This is a genomic window from uncultured Microbulbifer sp. (assembly GCF_947498635.1).
GTDB lineage: Bacteria > Pseudomonadota > Gammaproteobacteria > Pseudomonadales > Cellvibrionaceae > Microbulbifer > Microbulbifer echini.
Genome location: NZ_CANMKV010000041.1, coordinates 1 through 18,203 on the forward strand (window position 1 = coordinate 1; position 18,203 = coordinate 18,203).

Below are 18,203 nucleotides of genomic sequence, written 5' to 3' on the forward strand. Positions count from 1 at the left end.
GGAAGGTGTTAAATTACTTGAGCCCACTGGAATTTTTGGTGGGTAAACGTGTGTCACTTATGTTGGCAATCTAGGATACCCCTCTTCTGGCTCATTCGAATGAAAATAGGTTTGCAATCCTAAGGTTACTGAATATCCCCTGCTTTTTGAGGACAAGAGTTAGAGTGGGGAATGGGATAGTGTGGTTCGAATCGGGGGGTTGTAGCACAAGGGTGTCTATCTAAAAATGGATGATGTTGATTGACTTGGTTTGGGAGGGAGTACTAAAAAGATAGCTTCGACAATCACATAACCATGTGACCTAGTGTTAGTGAGCCTGCATGCCGTTCAAGTAGGAACTAATCATGCTTAACTGTACGTAATCTTGAATTTTAGTCGCCTAATGTAGTGCCGTGACGCTTTCTAGGTTTAGGGCTATGTGACACGCAAGCCATCAGCCTTGCAGCAAGAAGACCTTTGTGACAAAACCTCAGCTGTTCGTTCTGGGTTTTATGGTTCGAATGCTATCCTTAGTGTCAAAATTTTGAACAAACTTCATTTGTTTAAGTTCATTTTGCTTACCTTGTAGCGCTGGTTAATTCTGATTTTATTGGGTGACTTTAAGTTCCTCGCTCTTTGGTTCTGCTTTTCGGTTTGTGGGATTTTTTCATTTTTTGAAAAAAGGTGAGCACTTTTTTACCTGTGGAATATTTTAGTTCCTTTGTTTTTTAATTAGTTGGGGGTTTTACCTGTAAATGGAAGGCAGTTCCAATGCAAGCGTTGTGCTATCACTGGAGGTTCCTCAGGCAAGAGAGGTTGATTGCCGGGCTTGGCATCAGGAGGTTGTAGATGTGGCTCGAACTTGTGATGGTTTGCAGGGCCTTCATTTATTTGACCCCATTTTGGGTATTCAAAATGAGTGGGTTCAATCTTTTCAATTTGAGGCGCTCAGTCAGCTGAAGATTCTCCTTAACAATAGGAGGTATAAGAGCCTTATTACTGCAGCTGAAGCTGATTTTGCAATAAAGGTTGAACGGTATATTGTCCTCGATACCAATCAAATGACTATTCCGGTGACAGTCGTTGTGTCGAAGCGAGTAAAGCCTGAGTTTTCTTCTGAATATATGGTGTGGCAACAAGAGGTTAATGAAGTGATGAAAAGTTTTCCTGGTTTTTTGGGCTTCGATATTACAAAGCCTATTGCAGGTTTGCAGGATGAGTGGGTCATTGTGTTTCGGTTTGACTCGAATAAAAACCTGAACCATTGGCTCTGCTCTGATGAGTGTCAGTATTGGATGCGTAAGGGAAAGGGGTTTTTGGAAGTTGTAAGTATTAAGCGTATCAATCATGGCTTTGAGGATTGGCTTACTAATGCCAGAGGTAAAGAAAGTGCGGGTTTGCCAGCACAGTGGAAGATGGCGATGCTGATACTGCTGATGTTGTATCCTACTGTTATGGTAACTGCAGTGTGGGTAGATCCGTTGCTCAAGAGCTGGCCGATAGCGTATTCTACGTTTTTAATAAATGCCATTATTGTCTCAGTGCTCACTTGGGTGGCTATGCCTGCGATCACTAGAGTTTACAATTTCTGGCTGTCTAATAAAGCAGGGAAAGTATTAGTAGTTAATCTATTGGGTGCCCTGCCAGTTGTTTTAATTTATATTTTATTGGCATTTTTATTCAACTTTTTTATTAAATGATGTATTAAGTGGCGGTTAGCTTTAACCGATTTGGCCGTTGAAACTTTAGGGATCTATTAGTGAGTGGGTACTGGTGAACTAAAGTGTAAGGTACTTGGGTTTTCTGTTGGTGGAGCAAATTCTGTGGGGAATTTAACGAAGGGGGCTGGGGGTGCGGGTTGGCCTGAGTTACCCTATGCGGAGTGGTTAGATACCATTGCGACTCTACATATGTGGACACAGGTGATTGGTAAAATACGCTTAATGCAATCACCCTGGGTTAATCACTCCTGGCATGTTCCCTTGTATGTTGATGTCCGCGGTTTGGGAACCTCTCTAATACCTTATGATGGTCGGTCATTTTCTATTCACTTCGACTTCTCTCATCACTTGATGAAAATTCAAGTGACTGATGGCGGTGAGTGGGTGCTTCCCCTGGCGCCGAGAACGGTATCTGATTTCTACCGAGAAGTGATGGATGGGCTCAAGCAGTTGGCTATTCCAGTTGAAATTAATACCATGCCTTCGGAGATCACAGGGGCGATACGCTTTGAGGAGGATCGTGACCACTTTGACTATGATCCCGAATACGCTAACCGATTCTGGCGGGCTCTGGTACAGATTGACAGGGTGTTCAAGCGATTTCGCAGCCGGTTTATTGGTAAATGCAGTCCTGTGCATTTTTTTTGGGGAAGTTTTGATTTGGCCCTGACGCGTTTCTCTGGTCGTCAGGCACCACCTCATCCCGGCGGGGTCCCTCACTTCCCCGATTGGGTGGCCAGGGAGGCCTATTCCCATGAGCTGAGCAGCGCAGGTTTCTGGCCGGGAGGTGGAGGGATAGACGGTGCTTGTTTCTATTCTTATGCTTATCCAGAACCTCAGCGATTTGCACAGGCGAAGGTTGCACCTGCAGAGGCCTATTACTCAAAAAATCTGGGTGAATTTCTCTTGCCCTATGATGTCGTTCGAGCTTCCCCTTCCCCTGATGATACTCTTCTCGCTTTTCTACAAACGACCTACGAGGCAGCGGCGAAAAATGGAGGGTGGAATCGATCGGCCCTTGAGCAGCACTTGCCCTCATAAGCCCGGTTGGGATGAAATGCAAAGTCGGTTAAGCACTTTATAGACCATCTTCGCCCCGCTATTTAGGCTCTCTGAGGTATTCAACAAGCGCCTCAGACGCCTGTTCGATCAGTTGGAGGGTGTGTTTAAATCCATCTATGCCGCCATAGTAGGGATCGGGTACTTCGGATTCATCACAGTGCTCTACCAGTGATAAAAACAGCCCCACTTGAGCGGGTGAGGCCTTTGGTCGTAAAGAGATTAACGCCTCCAGATTATCCGTATCCATGGCAAAAATATAATCAAAATTGTTGAAGTCCGCAGTTACCACTTGGCGTGAATAGCTATTCTCGAAGGAGTAGCCATTGTTTTGGCCTACCTCCAATACTCTTGGATCAGGTCTTTTACCAGCGTGGTAGTTAATAATACCCGCGGAGTCAACGGAGGCGGAGATACCCGCTTGCTGAGCTTTACTGCGAAAAACGGCCTCGGCCAGAGGGGATCGACAAATATTGCCGAGGCACACAAATAATACTGAGTGGCTTGAATTCGCTGTCACGGTCGCTCCGATCTATTTAGGCTGAAATCTGTCGTATCAAAATTCTAAAGAATACCGCTGCTCCAGTCATGTTGGGTAAGCGGGACTTGGTTACCTATGGCTGATAGAAGATATAGCTATTGGGTAAGGCATAGATAGGCCGGAGCTGGAGAATGCGGAAATATTTGCAGCAAAGCCGCGCAGTCAATTTTTGCCATCGAGGAAGACGATATGGAGCGATTGACATGCTCCAGCGCGGCGAAAGGTACCGTTTAGGCAGAGATCTTCGGGCCGGCTCTAAAGCTTGGATGCAGGCACACCGCCAGCCAGCCCGTTAATTTGTGGCCGAAAAATCAGCAGTTGACGGCGTTCACCGCGAGTCCGCCGAGGGAGGTTTCCTTATATTTGCTCTGCATATCGATACCGGTCTGACGCATGGTTTCGATCACGCTATCCAGCGGTACGATATGGGCGCCGTCGCCGCGCAGGGCCAGGCGTGCGCCGTTGATGGCTTTGACTGCGCCCATGGTGTTGCGCTCGATGCAGGGAACCTGCACTAGCCCGCCAATGGGGTCGCAGGTGAGTCCCAGATTGTGCTCCATACCGATCTCTGCAGCATTTTCGATCTGTTGGTTACTGCCGCCTTCCACGGCGGCCAGGCCGGCGGAGGCCATAGAGCAGGCGACACCAATCTCGCCCTGGCAGCCCACTTCGGCAGCGGAAATGGAGGCGTTTTTCTTGAATAACATGCCGATAGCGCCGGCGGTAAGCAGAAACTTCACCACCTGATCTTTGAGTTCACCGTGTATTTCCGGATCGTGTACAAACTCTACGTAATAGGCGATGACGGCGGGGATCACTCCGGCGGCGCCATTGGTGGGGGCGGTGACGATGCGTCCGCGCGCGGCATTTTCTTCGTTTACCGCGAGGGCGAAAAGGCTTACCCAGTCGAGAATGGCGAGGCCGCGATTACGCTCTTCGGTAGTTTGTTTGCTCAGCTCCCGATAGAGCTCAGCTGCGCGGCGGCGAACCTTCAGACCGCCAGGCAGAATGCCATTTTGTTGGCAGCCCCGCTCGATGGAAGCATCCATGACTTTCCAGATATTCCATAAGCGGTCTTTAACTTCCTGTTCGCTGCGAAAGGCTTTTTCGTTTTCCATGGCCAGTTTGGCGATGGTCCAGCCGTGGCGTTCGCAGACATCCATCAATTGTTCGGCATTGTTGAAGTCGTAGGGCAGCAGGGTGGCGATCTCCTCTTTGTGGGCGAAGTCTTCCTCCGAGAGAACAAAACCGCCGCCGATAGAGAAGTAGCTGCGCTCAAAAAGCAGCTCTTCGCCGGAATATGCTTGGCAGGTCATGCCATTCGAGTGCTGGGGAAGAAACTCCTCCATGTGGAAGAGCAGATCGCCATCGCGCACAAACTGAATTTTATGGTCCCCATTGAGGGGCAGGGCTTGCTCCCGGTGGATGGCCTCCATTCTTTCCTCGATGCTATCGACGTCGATCGTATCGGGGGATAGGCCCTGAAGTCCCATAAGTACAGCCATATCAGTACCGTGGCCGACGCCTGTGAGGGCCAGTGAACCGTAGAGGTGTACCTGGACGCGGTCGGTTTTGGCGAGCTGGCCGCGCGAGCGCAGATCCTGTACAAACTGGCGGGCGGCAACCATAGGACCCACTGTGTGGGAGCTCGAGGGGCCAACACCAATTTTGAACAGCTCAAATACGCTAATACTCATAAAATTTCTCTGCGCTGGGCCCGCACGTAACTGCGGCCCTCCCTAAAGGATATAGTTGCACCATTTGGGGGCGCACTTTGCCTCACAAGACGCAACAATCAAGATGGCAGTAGCTATTCCGTACAAAATTCTATTTGTAATGGCTTTTGCGGAATTTATGAGTTCTCAGGCTCTGGCAGTGATACAAGCTACGGCGCTTCCGCGACCAAAACGGCGCGTTTGGGCGCGGGGTGACCTTCCACCGTTTTGTCTGGCGATTGCGGATCGAGGAAATCTGCCAGGGATTCAAAATGCATCCAGTCGGTGCGGCGCTGCTCCTCCAAGGTGGTGGTGTTCAAGTCTACCGTCCTGGGGTTGCGGAAACTGCATTTACGCAACCAGCTCTCCAGGGTGGCACAGCTGGGGAAGAACCACACATTGCGCATTTTTGCGTAGCGTCCCTCGGGTACCAGACAATCCCCCACCTCACCATCGATCACCAGGGTTTCCAGTACCAGCTGGCCGCCGGGCCGCAGAGTGTCGCGCAGTTCGCGCAGGTGATCCATCGGGGAGCGGCGGTGGTAGAGCACGCCCATAGAAAAGGTGGTGTCGAAGGCGCGCAGGTTGGGCGGCAGGGCCTCAATACCGAGTGGTAACAGGTCCACCGGTTGGTCTTCACCGAGGTATTTTTTCAACGCGTAAAACTGCGCAACAAATTTTGCTGAAGGGTCTATGCCGATCACCCGCCGCGCGCCGGCGCCAAGCGAGCGCCAGCAGTGATAACCGTTGCCACACCCCACGTCCAGTACCAGCCTGTTTTGCAGGGGGGCCAAGTGCGGTAGCACCCGATCCCATTTCCAGTCTGAGCGCCATTCAGTATCGATGGGCAGGCCGAAAATTTCCCAGGGGCCTTTGCGCCAGGGGTGCAGTTTTCTCAGTTCCTGCTCCAGTTGCAGCAGCTGTTCGGCTGTTGCATCACTGGGGTTGCCGATACGCACGCTATTGGCGAGCTCAATTGCGGAGGGCGTAATATCCGGTAAGGCTTCAACCGCCGCACGCCAGTCGGGTAGGTCGCCCCAGCGGTGTGGGCTCAGGTTCTCGGCCACCTGCTGAGGCAGTTGAGCCAGCCAGCTGCGTAGCTCCGGGATGTGTTGCAGGCCTTGGTAGAGTTGGGTGTAGTCAATCACGGGGTACTTACTTGTCGGGGCTGCCCTTGATCGCGATCAGGGAGGCAAAGTTAAAACACTGGAACCAGACATCCACACTTGTAAAACCAACACCTTTCAGGCGCGAGCGATGGGTGTCGAGAGTTTCAGGGATCAGCACGTTTTCCAAGGCAGAGCGCTTTTGTGCAATTTCCAAGGCGCTGTAGCCATTGGCGGCTTTGAAGGAGTGATGCAGCTCAATCATTAGTTCATTGTGGGCCCTATCGGCGAAATCCACCTTTTCAGAAATGATCAAAATACCGCCGGGGCGAAGGCCCTGGTGGATCTTGCGCAAGATTTCTTCACGCTCCTCAACGGGAATAAACTGCAGGGTAAAGTTCAGCACCACGACAGAGGCATTTTCGATCGCTACGTTTTGTAGGTTGTCACAAATGAGCTGAACCGGGACTTCGCCACTGTCGGCGGCGAGAACTGTGCGCGCTTGGTCGATCATCGCCTGGGAATTATCCACGGCGAAGATTTCACAATCCGCTGCAGGGATACGGTGGCGCATGGCGAGTGTGGCTGCGCACAGGGAGCTGCCCAGGTCATAGCAGCGGCTGCCCGCTTGGGCGTAACGCTCTGCCAGGGTGCCGATCATAGCCACGATGGTGGTATAGCCGGGTACCGAGCGCTTGATCATGTCCGGGAAAACTTGCACCACGTGGCGGTCGAATTCAAAACCGGCTACCTGGCCCAGTGGGTTCGCGTAAATATTGTCTTGTTTGCTCATCGGAACTTCGCTAGAGGATAACGGCATTTAACCGGTGCAACCCACCCTGGCGAGTGCCCTTGGGTGGAATGCCGGTAAAACGGGGCACCCCTCCGGCTGGAAATCCAACTGGAGGGGTGCTGGGCTCAATTACAACTTTTCTTCCTGTAGATTGAGTTTTGCGGCTGCGTCACTGCCCTGGGGGCCGGTGACGATGGCCGTACTGGCCTTACTCGGCGCCAGGTAAGTGGTGCCAACGCGTTGCAGATCCTGCAAAGTCACTTCGGTCACTTGCTTGCGGAACTGCTGGCGCACGGCGTGGCTGCGCCCGTACAGACTGGAGTGGAAATTCTTTTTGGCCTCACCGGCGGGGGAGCCGGGTTTATCCAAGCCACCAACCACGCCGAGAATGGCTTCTTCCACCTGCTCCTCTTTGTGATTGCCATCGGCCAGCCACTGCACAGAGGCATCGAAGTCTGCCAGGGTTTCGCCCATGCGTGGGTCACGGTAGGAGTAGAAGCGGAATACCCCGATATTACTGTCGTGCCCGGCACCTCCGCCGTAGGCGCCGCCTTGCTCGCGGATGGTGCGATGCAGGAAGCCGTTGCGCAGGAAGCCACTCAATACGGAGAGGGGCGCGGCATCCGGATGGGACATGGGTACCGTGGCGTAGGCCTTGGAGCAGAAGTTGACCTGGCTGTTGGCTACCCAGAGCTCCTGAACCTGTTTGCGCTCAAAGGGCGCGTTCGGGTTGGCTGCGGCAGCACTGGGGGTGGAAATCAGTGGCGACAGGGCCTGGCTGAAATCGCCCAGTTTGTCCTCTTCGCCAATCAGTAGGAACTGGCGCGGGGCAGCGAGGATTTTCTGGTGGATAGCTTGGAAGTGTGCGGAGAGTTTTTGCAGGCCGTCTTTTTCATCCAGACCCAAGACCAGTGCTCTCAGGTTGCGCAGGCCGAGTAGGCCGCCGCTGGCGTGGCTCTCCCAGGCCGCGCGGTTATAGCCGGCACTTGCCGCCGCCATCGCCAGGGCATGGCCGTTGCCGACAACCCCCTGCTCGCGGCGGGCCAGGGTCTGCTGCAGCAGCTCTTTGATACGTGCGTGTTCGTCGAAACGCACTTGCGCCATGGTGGCCTGCATCAGCTCGGTAAGCTCGCCCTGGTTACGCGAAAGCGCTTTCCCCGACAGGATAAAGTGGCCGGACAGGTGGTCCAGATCATTGATGGCTGTACGGCTGCTGGTAAAGCCGTGCAAGGCACCGGCGACACGGGTCTGCCACTGCTGCACGTCCAGGTAATCTTTATCTGCGAGACCAACCTCACTGAGCACCTGGCAGTAATAGGGCACCAGGGCCTTTTCCTCTTCGGTGAACTCCGGTAGGGCGCAGACCATTTGCTGGTAAACCAGGCCATTGGTACCGGCGCTGTAGCGGGTAAGTTTTTGTTCACCGAGAGTGATCGCCTCCCCCTTGGCGTCGGGCATTTCCGCAGGGATATCTTCCACGCCCACTTTGGGCAGGATGGAGGCGTCGTCTTCGCGGTTCTGACGGTCTGCCAGGGCTTTGGCGGTTTCAATAATCTGCGCTTGTTCCCGCTCGCTAAGGCGTTCCTTGATTTGTGCCAACTGGTCTTTTTCCGCTTGCTCACGGCGACCTGCCAGTTTGTCGTCCGGGCTCATTACCAGGCGCACCCGGTGCTGGTTTTCCAGCAGCAGTTCGCGCGCTTTGTCGGCGATAAACATCGGGTCCTTGATCTGCTCGCGGAGTTTCTCGAGGGTGGCATCAATATTCAACAGGCCAACCGCATCGCCGCGGTGGGTAGCACCAGTAAGCGCGGTGAGAATCAACTGTAGGCCGTAGGGGAAACCATCGCCGCCGATCTCACGCTGTTGTAGCTCTAATTGATGTAGGCTGGCCGCTACCTGTTCGTAGGGGATGCCTTTTTCGGCAACGTCTTCCAGTACGGCGAGGACCTGTTTTTCCAGTTCGTCGGCGCGTTCGCGCTCACTGCCTTCGATACCACAGACAAATACCAGTTCGCGCTGTGAATCGTCCAGCCCCACCAGAGGAGAAGGGGAGGTGCCCAGGTCGGTGGTTTCCAGAAGCTTCATCAATGGGGAGGCACTGTTATCCAGCAGTACACCGGCGAGCAGGTGCGCGGTGAGGGCCTCTTCGAGATCGGTGACATCACCCAGTAGCCAGCTCAATACAATGTGGGCTTTGGCTTCCAGGGCTTCGCCGCTCAGGGGGTAGTGCTCTTCCACTTTAAGCGGGGACTGGTAGCGGTCTTCGCGGCCGACTTCGATCGTCTTGTTCAGCTTCTCAAATTTATGCAGCGCTTTTTCTTCAAAAGCGGCTTGGTGCTCGGCAGCGGGGATATCGCCGAAGGTCATAAAGATGGCGTTGCTCGGGTGATAGTGGCTGCGGTAGAAAGCCACCAACTCTTCATAGCTAAGCTTGGGAATATCCGCGGGCTCGCCACCTGAATTGTAGTGGTAGGTCGTGGTGGGGAAGAGGTATTTACTCAGGGTGTGCCATAACTGTGAGCTGACCGAGCTCATCGCGCCCTTCATCTCGTTAAATACCACGCCCTTGTAAACCAGTTCGCTGTCGGCGTTTTCCGTTTCAGAAAATTCCAGGCGGTGCCCTTCCTGGGCAAAATCCAGTGGGTCTAGAGTTGCGAAAAATACCGCGTCCAGATACACATCAAGAAGGTTGTTAAAGTCCTTGCGGTTCTGGCTGGCGAAAGGGTAAGCGGTCCAGTCTGAACTGGTGAAGGCGTTCATAAAGGTGTTGAGTGAGCGCCGAATCATCATGAAGAAAGGGTCGCGCACCGGATATTTATCACTGCCGCACAGCGCGGTGTGCTCGAGAATATGTGCCACGCCGGTGGAATCGTGGGGCACAGTGCGCAGTGCCACCAGGAAAACATTTTCCGGATTGTCGGCGGCAATGTGCAGGTGTTGAGCACCGGTGGTGGTGTGGCGGTATTCCTCGACGCGCACGCCGAGGGAATCGATTTCTGCGCTGGTAACCAGCTCAAACGCTGGATGTGAGTTGTTCAAAAGACAGCTCCCGGGAGTTATAGGTAATTTTCTGGCCAGACAGTGCAGCCGGCGAAAGGGCGCTATTCTACCGCTTGCGCACACCGGAAAGACAGTGTTGACAAGGATGTCAGCAAGGCGAAGACTTCACCTGCCGAAGCCCCGGCATAAATGTAGACGAACAGGGAGATAGAGGTTGTCCTGGTTGGATATCGCCAGCGTCACTGGCTTTTTTATTACATGGGTGGGTTACACCGTATTTGCGCGAAAAAAAGCTAAGGAAACCTGGTGCCTTACTTCTTCTCTGCAATGGTATCGGGTGGAGTGGATGCTGCGCATGCTCGATCGCGATATGCGCATGGCGGATACGGCGATTCTGAGTAACCTGGAGCGGGTGATCGGTTTTTTTGCCTCTACCAGTATCCTTATCCTGGCTGGCCTGGTGACAGCCCTGACGGCGAACAAGGCTGCCATCGAGGTGCTGACCAGTTTGCCGTTTGCCGAGCCCACCACGGTTGAGCAGTTTGAGCTCAAAGTGATGTTGCTGATCCTGATTTATATTTTCGCCTTTTTCAATTTCACCTGGTCGCTGCGTCAGTACTCCTTTGCCAATGTGTTGATTGGGGCCGCGCCGCCACCCGAAGCGGGCGAGCTCTCGGAGACCGAGCGCCGTCGTTTCGCCATCAGTACCGCCAAAGTGATCGATCACGCCGGGCACAGTTATAACTACGGCCTGCGCTCCTACTACTTTTCCATGTCGGTATTGGGTTGGTTTATTCACCCGTTGCTGTTTATTGTCGGTTACGTCTTCGTGGTTTGTGTGCTGTATCGGCGTGAGTTTATGTCGCGCGCGCTCAACTCCATTTTGGCGGCGCGAGAGGGCGGTTTGGAACGCCAGCAGAGGAAGAAGTTTAGTGAAAAACCGTGAAATTCTGGCGCTCTTTAATGAGCTTGCCGGAGTACGGGGATGGGAAAACCTACATCCCGCAAAAAATCTGACCATGGCATTTTCGGGAGAAGTGGCGGAATTGGGCCGCCACTTTCTTTGGCGCAATCAGTGGTATGACAATCGTGAATTTGCCCCCCTAGTGGATGGCGAGGGCAGGGCTCCGGTAATGGATAGGCCGTTGGCGTTGCGAGAAACAATTGAAGAAAATTGGTGCCGCTGTGACGAAGTGGCTGTAGGTAGAAGCGCCCATGAGTGATACACGGTACCGCGATAGAAATTTTGATGATTTGGCACACCGCTTTCGCAATCGTATTTACGGCGGTCTCAAGGGGGACATACGCCTGGCCGTCTTGAACCGGGATCTCGCTACGATCGTCAGTCAGGCCTCGCGCACACTAAAGGTTGTGGACGCCGGTGGTGGCCAGGGACACTTTGCCATGGATCTGGCGGCCGCGGGGCACCGGGTGTACCTGGCCGATATATCGGCACAGATGTTGGAACACGCCGCAGCGGAAATTGAGGCGCGGCATCTGCACAAGCAAATCACGCTTTTACACGAGCCCCTGCAGGGGTTGGCGCAGATGGAGGCGCTGCGGGATACAGACCTGGTGATTTGTCATGCAGTATTGGAGTGGCTGGAGGAACCGCAGCAGGCCCTGCAGCAGCTGCGCAGTCTGCTTAAGCCGGGTGGCCACTTGTCGCTGACCTTCTACAATCGGCGCGCGCTGGAGTTTCGACTGTTGCAGCGCGGCAGCTTTCGACAGTTGGAACGCAATATCGGTGAGAATTATTGGGGCGGCCACTCGGGCAGTCTTACCCCGCAAAATCCACTGCTGTTGGAGTGGGTGAACGAATGGCTGCAGCAGGCCGGATTTGAAGTGACCTGTCACAGCGGCATTCGCTGTTTTCATGATTTTATGACGCCGAGTATTCGCGAGAAGTTGCCGGCTGCGGCAATCGTGCAAAAAGAGTTGGAGTACTCACAAGAGGACCCCTATCGCCAGCTGGCGCGTTATGTCCATCTTCTCTGCCGGGTGCCCGAATAAAACGGAGTCGAGATAGGCATGCCGTGATCAAGGAGAGCGTTGATCACAAGGTGCGCAGCAGCAGCTCTTTGGCGGCGTTTACTCGCGAAGCCAGATAATCGTTGCCGCCACGATCTGGGTGCAGCTTCTGAATCAGTTTGCGATGAGCACCGACAATTTCGTCGCGTCCGGCGCCAGGGCTGACTCCCAAGATCCGCCGCGCCTCGTATTCACTCAGGGGCGGACCCTGGTCGGCTTGGGTGGTCTTTTGTTCTGACTCGGGTTGTTCCTGCTCCCGGTGGGGCTCCTCTTGTTGCTGCTGGTCCTGATATTGCCGATTGCGTGCATGCCGTTCAAAAAATGGCGCTAACCAGGGCATCAGGCGTGTCAGTTGGTTCAGTAGGCGGCCCAGTACCGGCAGGATCAGCAGCACCGCAGCGCCAACCCAGTGCAGTCGCCCGCTGACTGCCAGGAGTACTACGACCACCGCAGCGATCATTATGGTAATAAAGAAAATTTGCTTGCGCTTGTTTCCCGCTGAACTCGATTTGATTTTTTGCCAGACGTACCAGGCGGCGATTACGATAAGCAGCAGAAGAATTAAACGTGCCAATGGCGGCTCCTTAAGTTTTACACTTGCCAAGATTGGGTCTGGGGCTTAAATATCTCTCCGACCCGTTGGATCGTCGGGTTACCATAAGCCGAATCGGGCCCCCTCTACTCTGGGCGTATTCGCGGCTTGTGGCTATCCTGATTGAAGAAAAATTCAGCACTTGAGATAACAGTATGCAATACGACAAATTTCAGATTCCGGATGCGGATCAGATTTTGCCCGGCCGACCACAGCCGATGGAAATTACTGGCGTTCATTATGTCAATGGGAACCCTATTCAGGAACCATTCCCCGAGGGCATGGAGACCGCGATATTTGGCATGGGATGCTTCTGGGGGGCGGAGCGACTGTTTTGGGAGGTCGATGGTGTTTACGCTACGGCGGTGGGCTACACCGATGGCGCTACGGAAAATCCAAATTACGATGAGGTGTGTAGCGGCCGCACTGGGCACGCCGAAGTGGTTAAGGTGGTCTTTGACCCCAAGCGGGTAAGCTATGTGGAGCTATTGAAGACATTTTGGGATATGCACGATCCTACCCAGGGTATGCGCCAGGGCAATGATGTTGGTTCCCAATATCGCTCCTGTATTTTCTGCACCCATGAAGGGCAGCTGAAAGAGGCGGAGGCCAGCAAGGAGGCTATACAGGCGGCTCTGGATGATAAACAGCAGGGTAAGATCACCACGGAAATCAGCATGGATCAACCATTCTATTACGCCGAGGAATACCACCAACAGTACATGGCAAAAAATAAAGAGGCTGTTTGCCCGATCCTGCGCAACCCCATACATAAATAATAATGATGCCTACCTGAGCGGCGCTAGGAGGGCGGTGAATGGATTCCGCCTTCCTCACCCTCAGAATTTTACCTGTCAAAATCCTTTCTGAAGTCCCTTTCGATTCCATCGGTGGCGATCGAACGGTGTGGATCAAGCCGTGCGAATCTTAAATGTCTGGTTCACTTTCCACTCCGCTGGTGAGCACACCAATCGCTCCAGCTACCGGGGTAAAGCTTGGAATCCTGGCGGCCAGCCAGATACTGGGCAAAGAAATTCACGCAAGCGGTTACGCCGGAGCCACAGTAATTCAGAATGGGGCGCTCACCGGCGAGGGTGTTCCATAACGCGCCGAGCGTGGCCGGCGATTTCACTTTACCCCTCTCGTCGGTTATTTGCCGCCAGGGCTGATTGATGGCACTGGGAATATGTCCGGCAATAGGATCTATAGGTTCGCGTTTGCCCGCAAAGCGATCTTCATCGCGGGCGTCCACCAATTGCCAGGGCGCAGTGCCCAGTGAGGTTTTGAGTGTTTCGTAGTGGACTAGGAGATTGTCCTTCGGCTTGGCCGTGAAATCACCTTTTTCCGTCGGTGCTGGCGCAGTGGTGTCCAGTGGCAAGCCGGCCTCGAGCCAAGCTTGCAGTCCGCCATTTAGAACCTGCACTTGGGGGTGGCCAAAGAAAAAAAACAGAAACCAAGCGCGTGCGGCAAAACCCAGGCGATTGTCGTCGTAGACAATCACCGGGGTGTCGCGATGGATCCCGAGCTTGCGGGCATATTGTTGGAACTGAGCGCTGGGCGGCATAGGGTGGCGCCCGCCAAACTGCTGTGTTGGGGCGGATAGGTCCCGGTGCAAGCTCGCGTAGTGGGCGCCGGGAATATGTCCGGTGGCATAGGCCTGGGCACCGCTCTCTTTATCGGCAAGGTCGTAGCGGCAATCCAGGATTACCGGGGCCTTGGCTGTGATCAGTGCTTGCAGGTCTTCCGCTTCAATAAGCGCGCTACTGTGATTTCTCTCCATTTTTATCCCTTTGCTGTTCCATTGCCGGCGATGTTCTAGGGACTACTTTCTGCGGCTGGTATCCCCACGGAAGGGGCCTGCGTATCGTCACTTTGGGGCGGCGTCTCTTGCTCTTCCTTCACCTGATCGGCCAGCTCCTGCTGGCGACAAAGTTTAGTGGGTTCTGTCTGGTCGCTTTTAGGGTTGTCGAGAAAACGCGCGGCCGCTTTTTCTGCGCAGCTGCTGGCGGAAATAATATCGTGGGCCAATTGCGGAAATAGCAGCCACTGATGATTGGGTAGTGCTTTGCGGGCGGAATCCACATCGTCTGCGGACAGGACCGGGTCGAGCCCGCCGTGGAGCACCATCACCGGGGCCGGAGTGGCAATTGGCTGGGATTCCAGCAGTGGCGCGGCGGGAATTGCCCAGATGCGACACTGTAGCTGCAATAAGTTGAGATCTGAGCGCACAGCGCCACCGAGGATACCGGTGCTTGCAGCACTTGCGCGGGCCTGGTCGAAGTCGACAAAAGGGGCCTCCTCATAGCAGAAATGGCTGACGCCGGCGGCGTCGCCAAAGTAGGGGTCGAGCACTATTTCCATAAAGTGGCCGATGGACTTCTGTGCGGGTTCCAGGCCTTCATCGCCAGTATTTTCCAGCCCCTCGATTAATTTCGGCAGCTCACTGTAAAAGTTCTCGTTATACAGTGCCTGGAATAGCACGCGCAGCAGGCGCTGGCCGGTGAGGACAAAGGGATAGGGCTGGTTTGAATAGCGGTGCTTGATGGAAACAGTGCGCGGTTTTTCATCGAGGGTCTGCACTAGGTTTTCCAGGCGGCGACGCAAATCCGGGTAGCGGCTGTTGCACTTTTTGTCCTCGATGCAATGTTTCAGGCCGCGCTCATAGGCCGCTAAAGAGTCCTGGGCCAGCTGCTGGGTGTAGGCAATATTCGGGAATACGGCGCTGTTGAGCACCAGGGCACGCACCGAGTCGGGGTAATCCCGCGCATAGGTGAGGGCGTAGCGGGAGGAGTAGGAAACGCCGTAGAGGTCGAGTTTGTCGATCTTCAACCGTTTGCGCAGTTCATCCACATCGCGGGCGATGACCGAGCTATTGTACTGGGCCATATCCGCGTCCTTGCTCAGGCGGCTGTAGCAGCGCTCCATACTGAAAGCGAATACCCTGGATTCCTCTTCTGGGGAGAGTTTGCGCTGAAAGGCGGTTTGCGCGTCGTCAATAAATTCGCTGCAGGTGAGACGCGGTCGCGCCATGCCTGTGCCGCGGGGGTCTATCACGATCAGATCGCGGCCATCCTCAACAGTCATAGCCGCGTAATTTAGCCACAGCCAGTCGCTGGCATTTTCTGGTTCGAGGCCCATGCTGGCTCCGGGCCCGCCGGCTCCGAGGTGCAACAGAGGCGTCTTGTTCGGGGCTGGGTTGTTGGCGCGAAAGCGAATAACTGGGAAGCGAATTTTCCGCCGGGTGGGGTGAGCGTAATCCTCCGGCACTTCCATCATAAAACACTGGGTGGCGGGCCAGCTGTCGTCGGTTTTAAACCAGCAGGACCTGGAAACCAGGCGGGTGTGGCTTTTTGGCGCTTTTGTCTCTGGTGAGCCTGCCTCCGGCTCAGACCGTTCACAGGCGCCGATCAGCAGGCTGAGAAAAATGATTGAGGCGGTCAGTGGGCGGAAATTTCGCACTAAAAGAATTCCTATGAGCAGAACCTGTAAGCAGAAAAAGGTTCAGGTGTTTTTGAGTTGGGCCTGGACCCGATCAATGATTACCGAATCGAGCGATGGGTGCGGAGAGGTTCCATCGCAGAGCGGCCAGACGGATCGATAGGGTGACCAATACGGCTATGGCGATGACTAAATCTCCCGGCAACTTGCCACTGGCATCCAAAGCAACCAAAACGGCGGCCCCGCTGAGGGCTGCGGTGGCGTAGATCTCGCGCCGCAGTAGTAGGGGAATATCGCCAGATAGCACATCGCGTATTACTCCACCGAAGGTGCCGGTCATCATGCCCATAACGATGGCGATAGTGGGAGAAAAACCCAATTCCAGCCCTTTTTGTGTACCGATTACCACAAAAACCGCGAGACCGATGGCATCTGCCACCATCAACAGGCGCATAGGTACCTGTAAATAGCGTATCAGGTAAAAACTGACCACACCGGTGATTACCGCGATCCACAAATAGTAGGTGTCTTGCAGCCAGAATACAGGGATGTTGAGGATGATGTCCCGAATGGTCCCCCCTCCAGTGGAGGTGGCACAGGCGAGTACCACGGCGCCGAATAGATCCATTTGCTTGTGCCCCGCGGCCAGTACACCACTGAAGGCAAAAACCGCTATGCCGATCAGGTCGAACCAGTGCAGCAGCTCATCCATATCGTCTTAACATCCACAGGTTGGAAAAGCGGGGAGAATAGCATTACTGATTTGGCAAGGGGAGGGAGCGATCGACGCTGCAGGTTAAGAGACAAGCCGTCTAACCGGACGGATTACGACATTTCCAAATCGGATACTCGGGAATCAATGGAGAGGGGCGCACCCGCTGGTTGCCGGTGCGCCTCAGTGGACCTTAAACGAACGCCTGCAGGCCGGTCTGAGCGCGGCCCAGGATCAGGGCATGCACGTCGTGGGTGCCTTCGTAGGTGTTTACGGCTTCCAGGTTCATCACGTGGCGAATCACATGGAATTCGTCGGAGATGCCGTTACCGCCGTGCATATCGCGGGAAATACGTGCAATATCCAGGGCTTTGCCACAGTTATTGCGCTTCACCAGAGAGATCATGGTGGGGTCGAACTGCTTGTTCTCGTCCATGATGCGACCAACGCGCAGGGACGCCTGCAAGCCCAGGGTGATCTCAGTTTGCATGTCGGCCAGTTTTTTCTGGAAGAGCTGGGTCTGGGCCAGCGGGCGGTTGAACTGCTTGCGGTCCAGGCCGTACTGGCGGGCCGCGTGCCAGCAGAACTCACCGGCACCCATGGCACCCCAGGAGATACCGTAGCGGGCGCGGTTTAGGCAGCCGAAGGGACCGCGCAGGCCGCCGACTTCAGGGAATTTGTTTTCTTCGGGAACGAAGACATTGTCCATCACGATCTCGCCGGTGATGGAGGCGCGCAGGGAGAACTTGCCCTCGATCTTCGGGGCGGATAGTCCTTCCATGCCTTTCTCAAGCACAAAACCGCGGATGATATCTTCGTCATCCTTCGCCCAAACCACAAAGACGTCGGCGATGGGGCTGTTGGTGATCCACATCTTGGCGCCGCTGATACGGTAGCCGCCGTCCACTTTTTTAGCGCGAGTCTTCATGCCGCCGGGATCGGAACCTGCATCGGGCTCGGTCAGGCCGAAGCAGCCGACCCACTCACCGCTGGCGAGTTTCGGCAGGTATTTCTGTTTCTGTTCTTCGCTGCCGTAGGCGTAGATGGGGTGCATGACCAGGCTGGACTGCACACTCATGGCGGAGCGGTAACCGGAGTCTACGCGCTCGACTTCTCGTGCTACCAGGCCGTAGGAAACATAGTTGAGACCGGCACAGCCATAGCCTTCGATGGTGGAGCCCAGCAGGCCCAGCTCACCCATCTCTCGCATGATTTCGCGGTCGAAAATTTCGTGGCGGTTGGCCTCCAAAACCCTCGGCATCAGCTTGTTCTGGCAGTATTCGCGCGCGGCGTCGCGCACCATACGCTCTTCGTCGGTCAATTGCTGATCCAGCAGCAGGATATCGTCCCAGTGGGCGAGTGGCTGATGTTTACTCATGGCTTGTCTCTTCTACTTCCGTTATTAATCGGCACCGGGGCCCGCCGCCAGTCCGGCAAAACCTGCTGGATTTTGACAGGGGCCTCGGCAAGAGCCCCGCGACAAATCCCGGTGACCATTCAGTTATTGTGGCGCATC

The 18,203-nt window shown here is 54.6% G+C and carries 16 protein-coding genes; 6 read left to right on the top strand and 10 right to left on the bottom strand.

Annotation, left to right across the window (positions count from 1 at the left end):
• Positions 1-734 precede the first annotated feature (734 nt).
• Both Q1A69_RS16725 and Q1A69_RS16730 read left to right on the top strand, forming a co-directional pair.
• Entirely contained in the window at positions 735-1,679 is a 945-nt protein-coding gene (locus tag Q1A69_RS16725) for an antibiotic biosynthesis monooxygenase (RefSeq protein ID WP_299587915.1), read from the top strand.
• A gap of 123 nt (positions 1,680-1,802) precedes the next feature.
• Positions 1,803-2,741 (top strand): DUF5996 family protein, encoded by a 939-nt coding sequence (locus Q1A69_RS16730; protein WP_299587918.1) that lies wholly within the window; start codon positions 1,803-1,805, stop codon positions 2,739-2,741.
• A 58-nt stretch (positions 2,742-2,799) separates the two neighbouring features.
• On the opposite strand, the gene Q1A69_RS16735 is transcribed toward Q1A69_RS16730, so the two are convergent.
• The 5 genes from Q1A69_RS16735 to Q1A69_RS16755 form a co-directional block, all read right to left on the bottom strand.
• Complete coding sequence (locus Q1A69_RS16735) at positions 2,800-3,279, bottom strand: low molecular weight protein-tyrosine-phosphatase (RefSeq protein ID WP_299587922.1); 480 nt, start codon at positions 3,277-3,279, stop codon at positions 2,800-2,802.
• A gap of 332 nt (positions 3,280-3,611) precedes the next feature.
• A complete protein-coding gene (locus Q1A69_RS16740; protein WP_299587925.1) occupies positions 3,612-4,997 on the bottom strand; it encodes an L-serine ammonia-lyase in 1,386 nt (461 codons plus the stop codon).
• Between the two features lie 188 nt (positions 4,998-5,185).
• Entirely contained in the window at positions 5,186-6,163 is a 978-nt protein-coding gene (gene cmoB / locus Q1A69_RS16745) for a tRNA 5-methoxyuridine(34)/uridine 5-oxyacetic acid(34) synthase CmoB (RefSeq protein WP_299587928.1), read from the bottom strand.
• Positions 6,164-6,170: 7 nt separating this feature from the next.
• Complete coding sequence (gene cmoA, locus Q1A69_RS16750) at positions 6,171-6,914, bottom strand: carboxy-S-adenosyl-L-methionine synthase CmoA (protein WP_299587931.1); 744 nt, start codon at positions 6,912-6,914, stop codon at positions 6,171-6,173.
• Between the two features lie 129 nt (positions 6,915-7,043).
• Positions 7,044-9,953 (bottom strand): insulinase family protein, encoded by a 2,910-nt coding sequence (locus Q1A69_RS16755; RefSeq protein WP_299587934.1) that lies wholly within the window; start codon positions 9,951-9,953, stop codon positions 7,044-7,046.
• Between the two features lie 175 nt (positions 9,954-10,128).
• Between Q1A69_RS16755 and Q1A69_RS16760 the strand changes: the two genes are divergently transcribed.
• Genes Q1A69_RS16760 through Q1A69_RS16770 form a run of 3 tightly spaced genes read left to right on the top strand, consistent with a single transcriptional unit; the run spans position 10,129 to position 11,927 of the window.
• On the top strand, positions 10,129-10,860 hold the full coding sequence (locus tag Q1A69_RS16760; protein ID WP_299587937.1) for a DUF599 domain-containing protein: 732 nt from the start codon (positions 10,129-10,131) through the stop codon (positions 10,858-10,860).
• On the top strand, positions 10,847-11,137 hold the full coding sequence (locus tag Q1A69_RS16765) for a hypothetical protein (protein ID WP_299587939.1): 291 nt from the start codon (positions 10,847-10,849) through the stop codon (positions 11,135-11,137). The genes Q1A69_RS16760 and Q1A69_RS16765 overlap by 14 nt, the downstream gene beginning before the upstream one ends.
• Positions 11,130-11,927, top strand: a complete 798-nt coding sequence (locus Q1A69_RS16770; RefSeq protein WP_299587941.1) for a methyltransferase — start codon at positions 11,130-11,132, stop codon at positions 11,925-11,927. The genes Q1A69_RS16765 and Q1A69_RS16770 overlap by 8 nt, the downstream gene beginning before the upstream one ends.
• A 43-nt stretch (positions 11,928-11,970) precedes the next feature.
• Here Q1A69_RS16770 and Q1A69_RS16775 read toward each other — a convergent pair whose 3' ends face one another.
• The gene (locus tag Q1A69_RS16775) at positions 11,971-12,519 is read right to left on the bottom strand and encodes a molecular chaperone DnaJ (protein ID WP_299587943.1); all 549 of its coding nucleotides are present in this window, start codon (positions 12,517-12,519) and stop codon (positions 11,971-11,973) included.
• A 173-nt stretch (positions 12,520-12,692) separates the two neighbouring features.
• Between Q1A69_RS16775 and msrA the strand changes: the two genes are divergently transcribed.
• On the top strand, positions 12,693-13,316 hold the full coding sequence (gene msrA, locus Q1A69_RS16780; RefSeq protein ID WP_299587946.1) for a peptide-methionine (S)-S-oxide reductase MsrA: 624 nt from the start codon (positions 12,693-12,695) through the stop codon (positions 13,314-13,316).
• Positions 13,317-13,477: 161 nt separating this feature from the next.
• Here msrA and Q1A69_RS16785 read toward each other — a convergent pair whose 3' ends face one another.
• The 4 genes from Q1A69_RS16785 to Q1A69_RS16800 form a co-directional block, all read right to left on the bottom strand.
• The gene (locus Q1A69_RS16785) at positions 13,478-14,317 is read right to left on the bottom strand and encodes a sulfurtransferase (RefSeq protein ID WP_299587948.1); all 840 of its coding nucleotides are present in this window, start codon (positions 14,315-14,317) and stop codon (positions 13,478-13,480) included.
• Between the two features lie 35 nt (positions 14,318-14,352).
• Positions 14,353-15,996: an alpha/beta hydrolase gene (locus tag Q1A69_RS16790; protein WP_299587951.1), complete on the bottom strand. Its 1,644-nt coding sequence runs from the start codon at positions 15,994-15,996 to the stop codon at positions 14,353-14,355.
• 73 nt (positions 15,997-16,069) lie between these two features.
• Positions 16,070-16,687, bottom strand: coding sequence for a trimeric intracellular cation channel family protein (locus tag Q1A69_RS16795; RefSeq protein ID WP_299587954.1), 618 nt, complete (start codon positions 16,685-16,687; stop codon positions 16,070-16,072).
• Positions 16,688-16,880: 193 nt separating this feature from the next.
• Entirely contained in the window at positions 16,881-18,065 is a 1,185-nt protein-coding gene (locus Q1A69_RS16800) for an acyl-CoA dehydrogenase (protein WP_299587957.1), read from the bottom strand.
• Between the last annotated feature and the right edge of the window lie 138 nt (positions 18,066-18,203).

Coding starts and splice junctions, on each gene's coding strand:
- Q1A69_RS16725 (WP_299587915.1), top strand. CDS start 735: ATGGAAGGCAGTTCCAATGCAAGCGTTGTGCTATCACTGGAGGTTCCT.
- Q1A69_RS16740 (WP_299587925.1), bottom strand. CDS start 4,997: ATGAGTATTAGCGTATTTGAGCTGTTCAAAATTGGTGTTGGCCCCTCG.
- cmoA (WP_299587931.1), bottom strand. CDS start 6,914: ATGAGCAAACAAGACAATATTTACGCGAACCCACTGGGCCAGGTAGCC.
- Q1A69_RS16770 (WP_299587941.1), top strand. CDS start 11,130: ATGAGTGATACACGGTACCGCGATAGAAATTTTGATGATTTGGCACAC.
- msrA (WP_299587946.1), top strand. CDS start 12,693: ATGCAATACGACAAATTTCAGATTCCGGATGCGGATCAGATTTTGCCC.
- Q1A69_RS16785 (WP_299587948.1), bottom strand. CDS start 14,317: ATGGAGAGAAATCACAGTAGCGCGCTTATTGAAGCGGAAGACCTGCAA.
- Q1A69_RS16795 (WP_299587954.1), bottom strand. CDS start 16,687: ATGGATGAGCTGCTGCACTGGTTCGACCTGATCGGCATAGCGGTTTTT.
- Q1A69_RS16800 (WP_299587957.1), bottom strand. CDS start 18,065: ATGAGTAAACATCAGCCACTCGCCCACTGGGACGATATCCTGCTGCTG.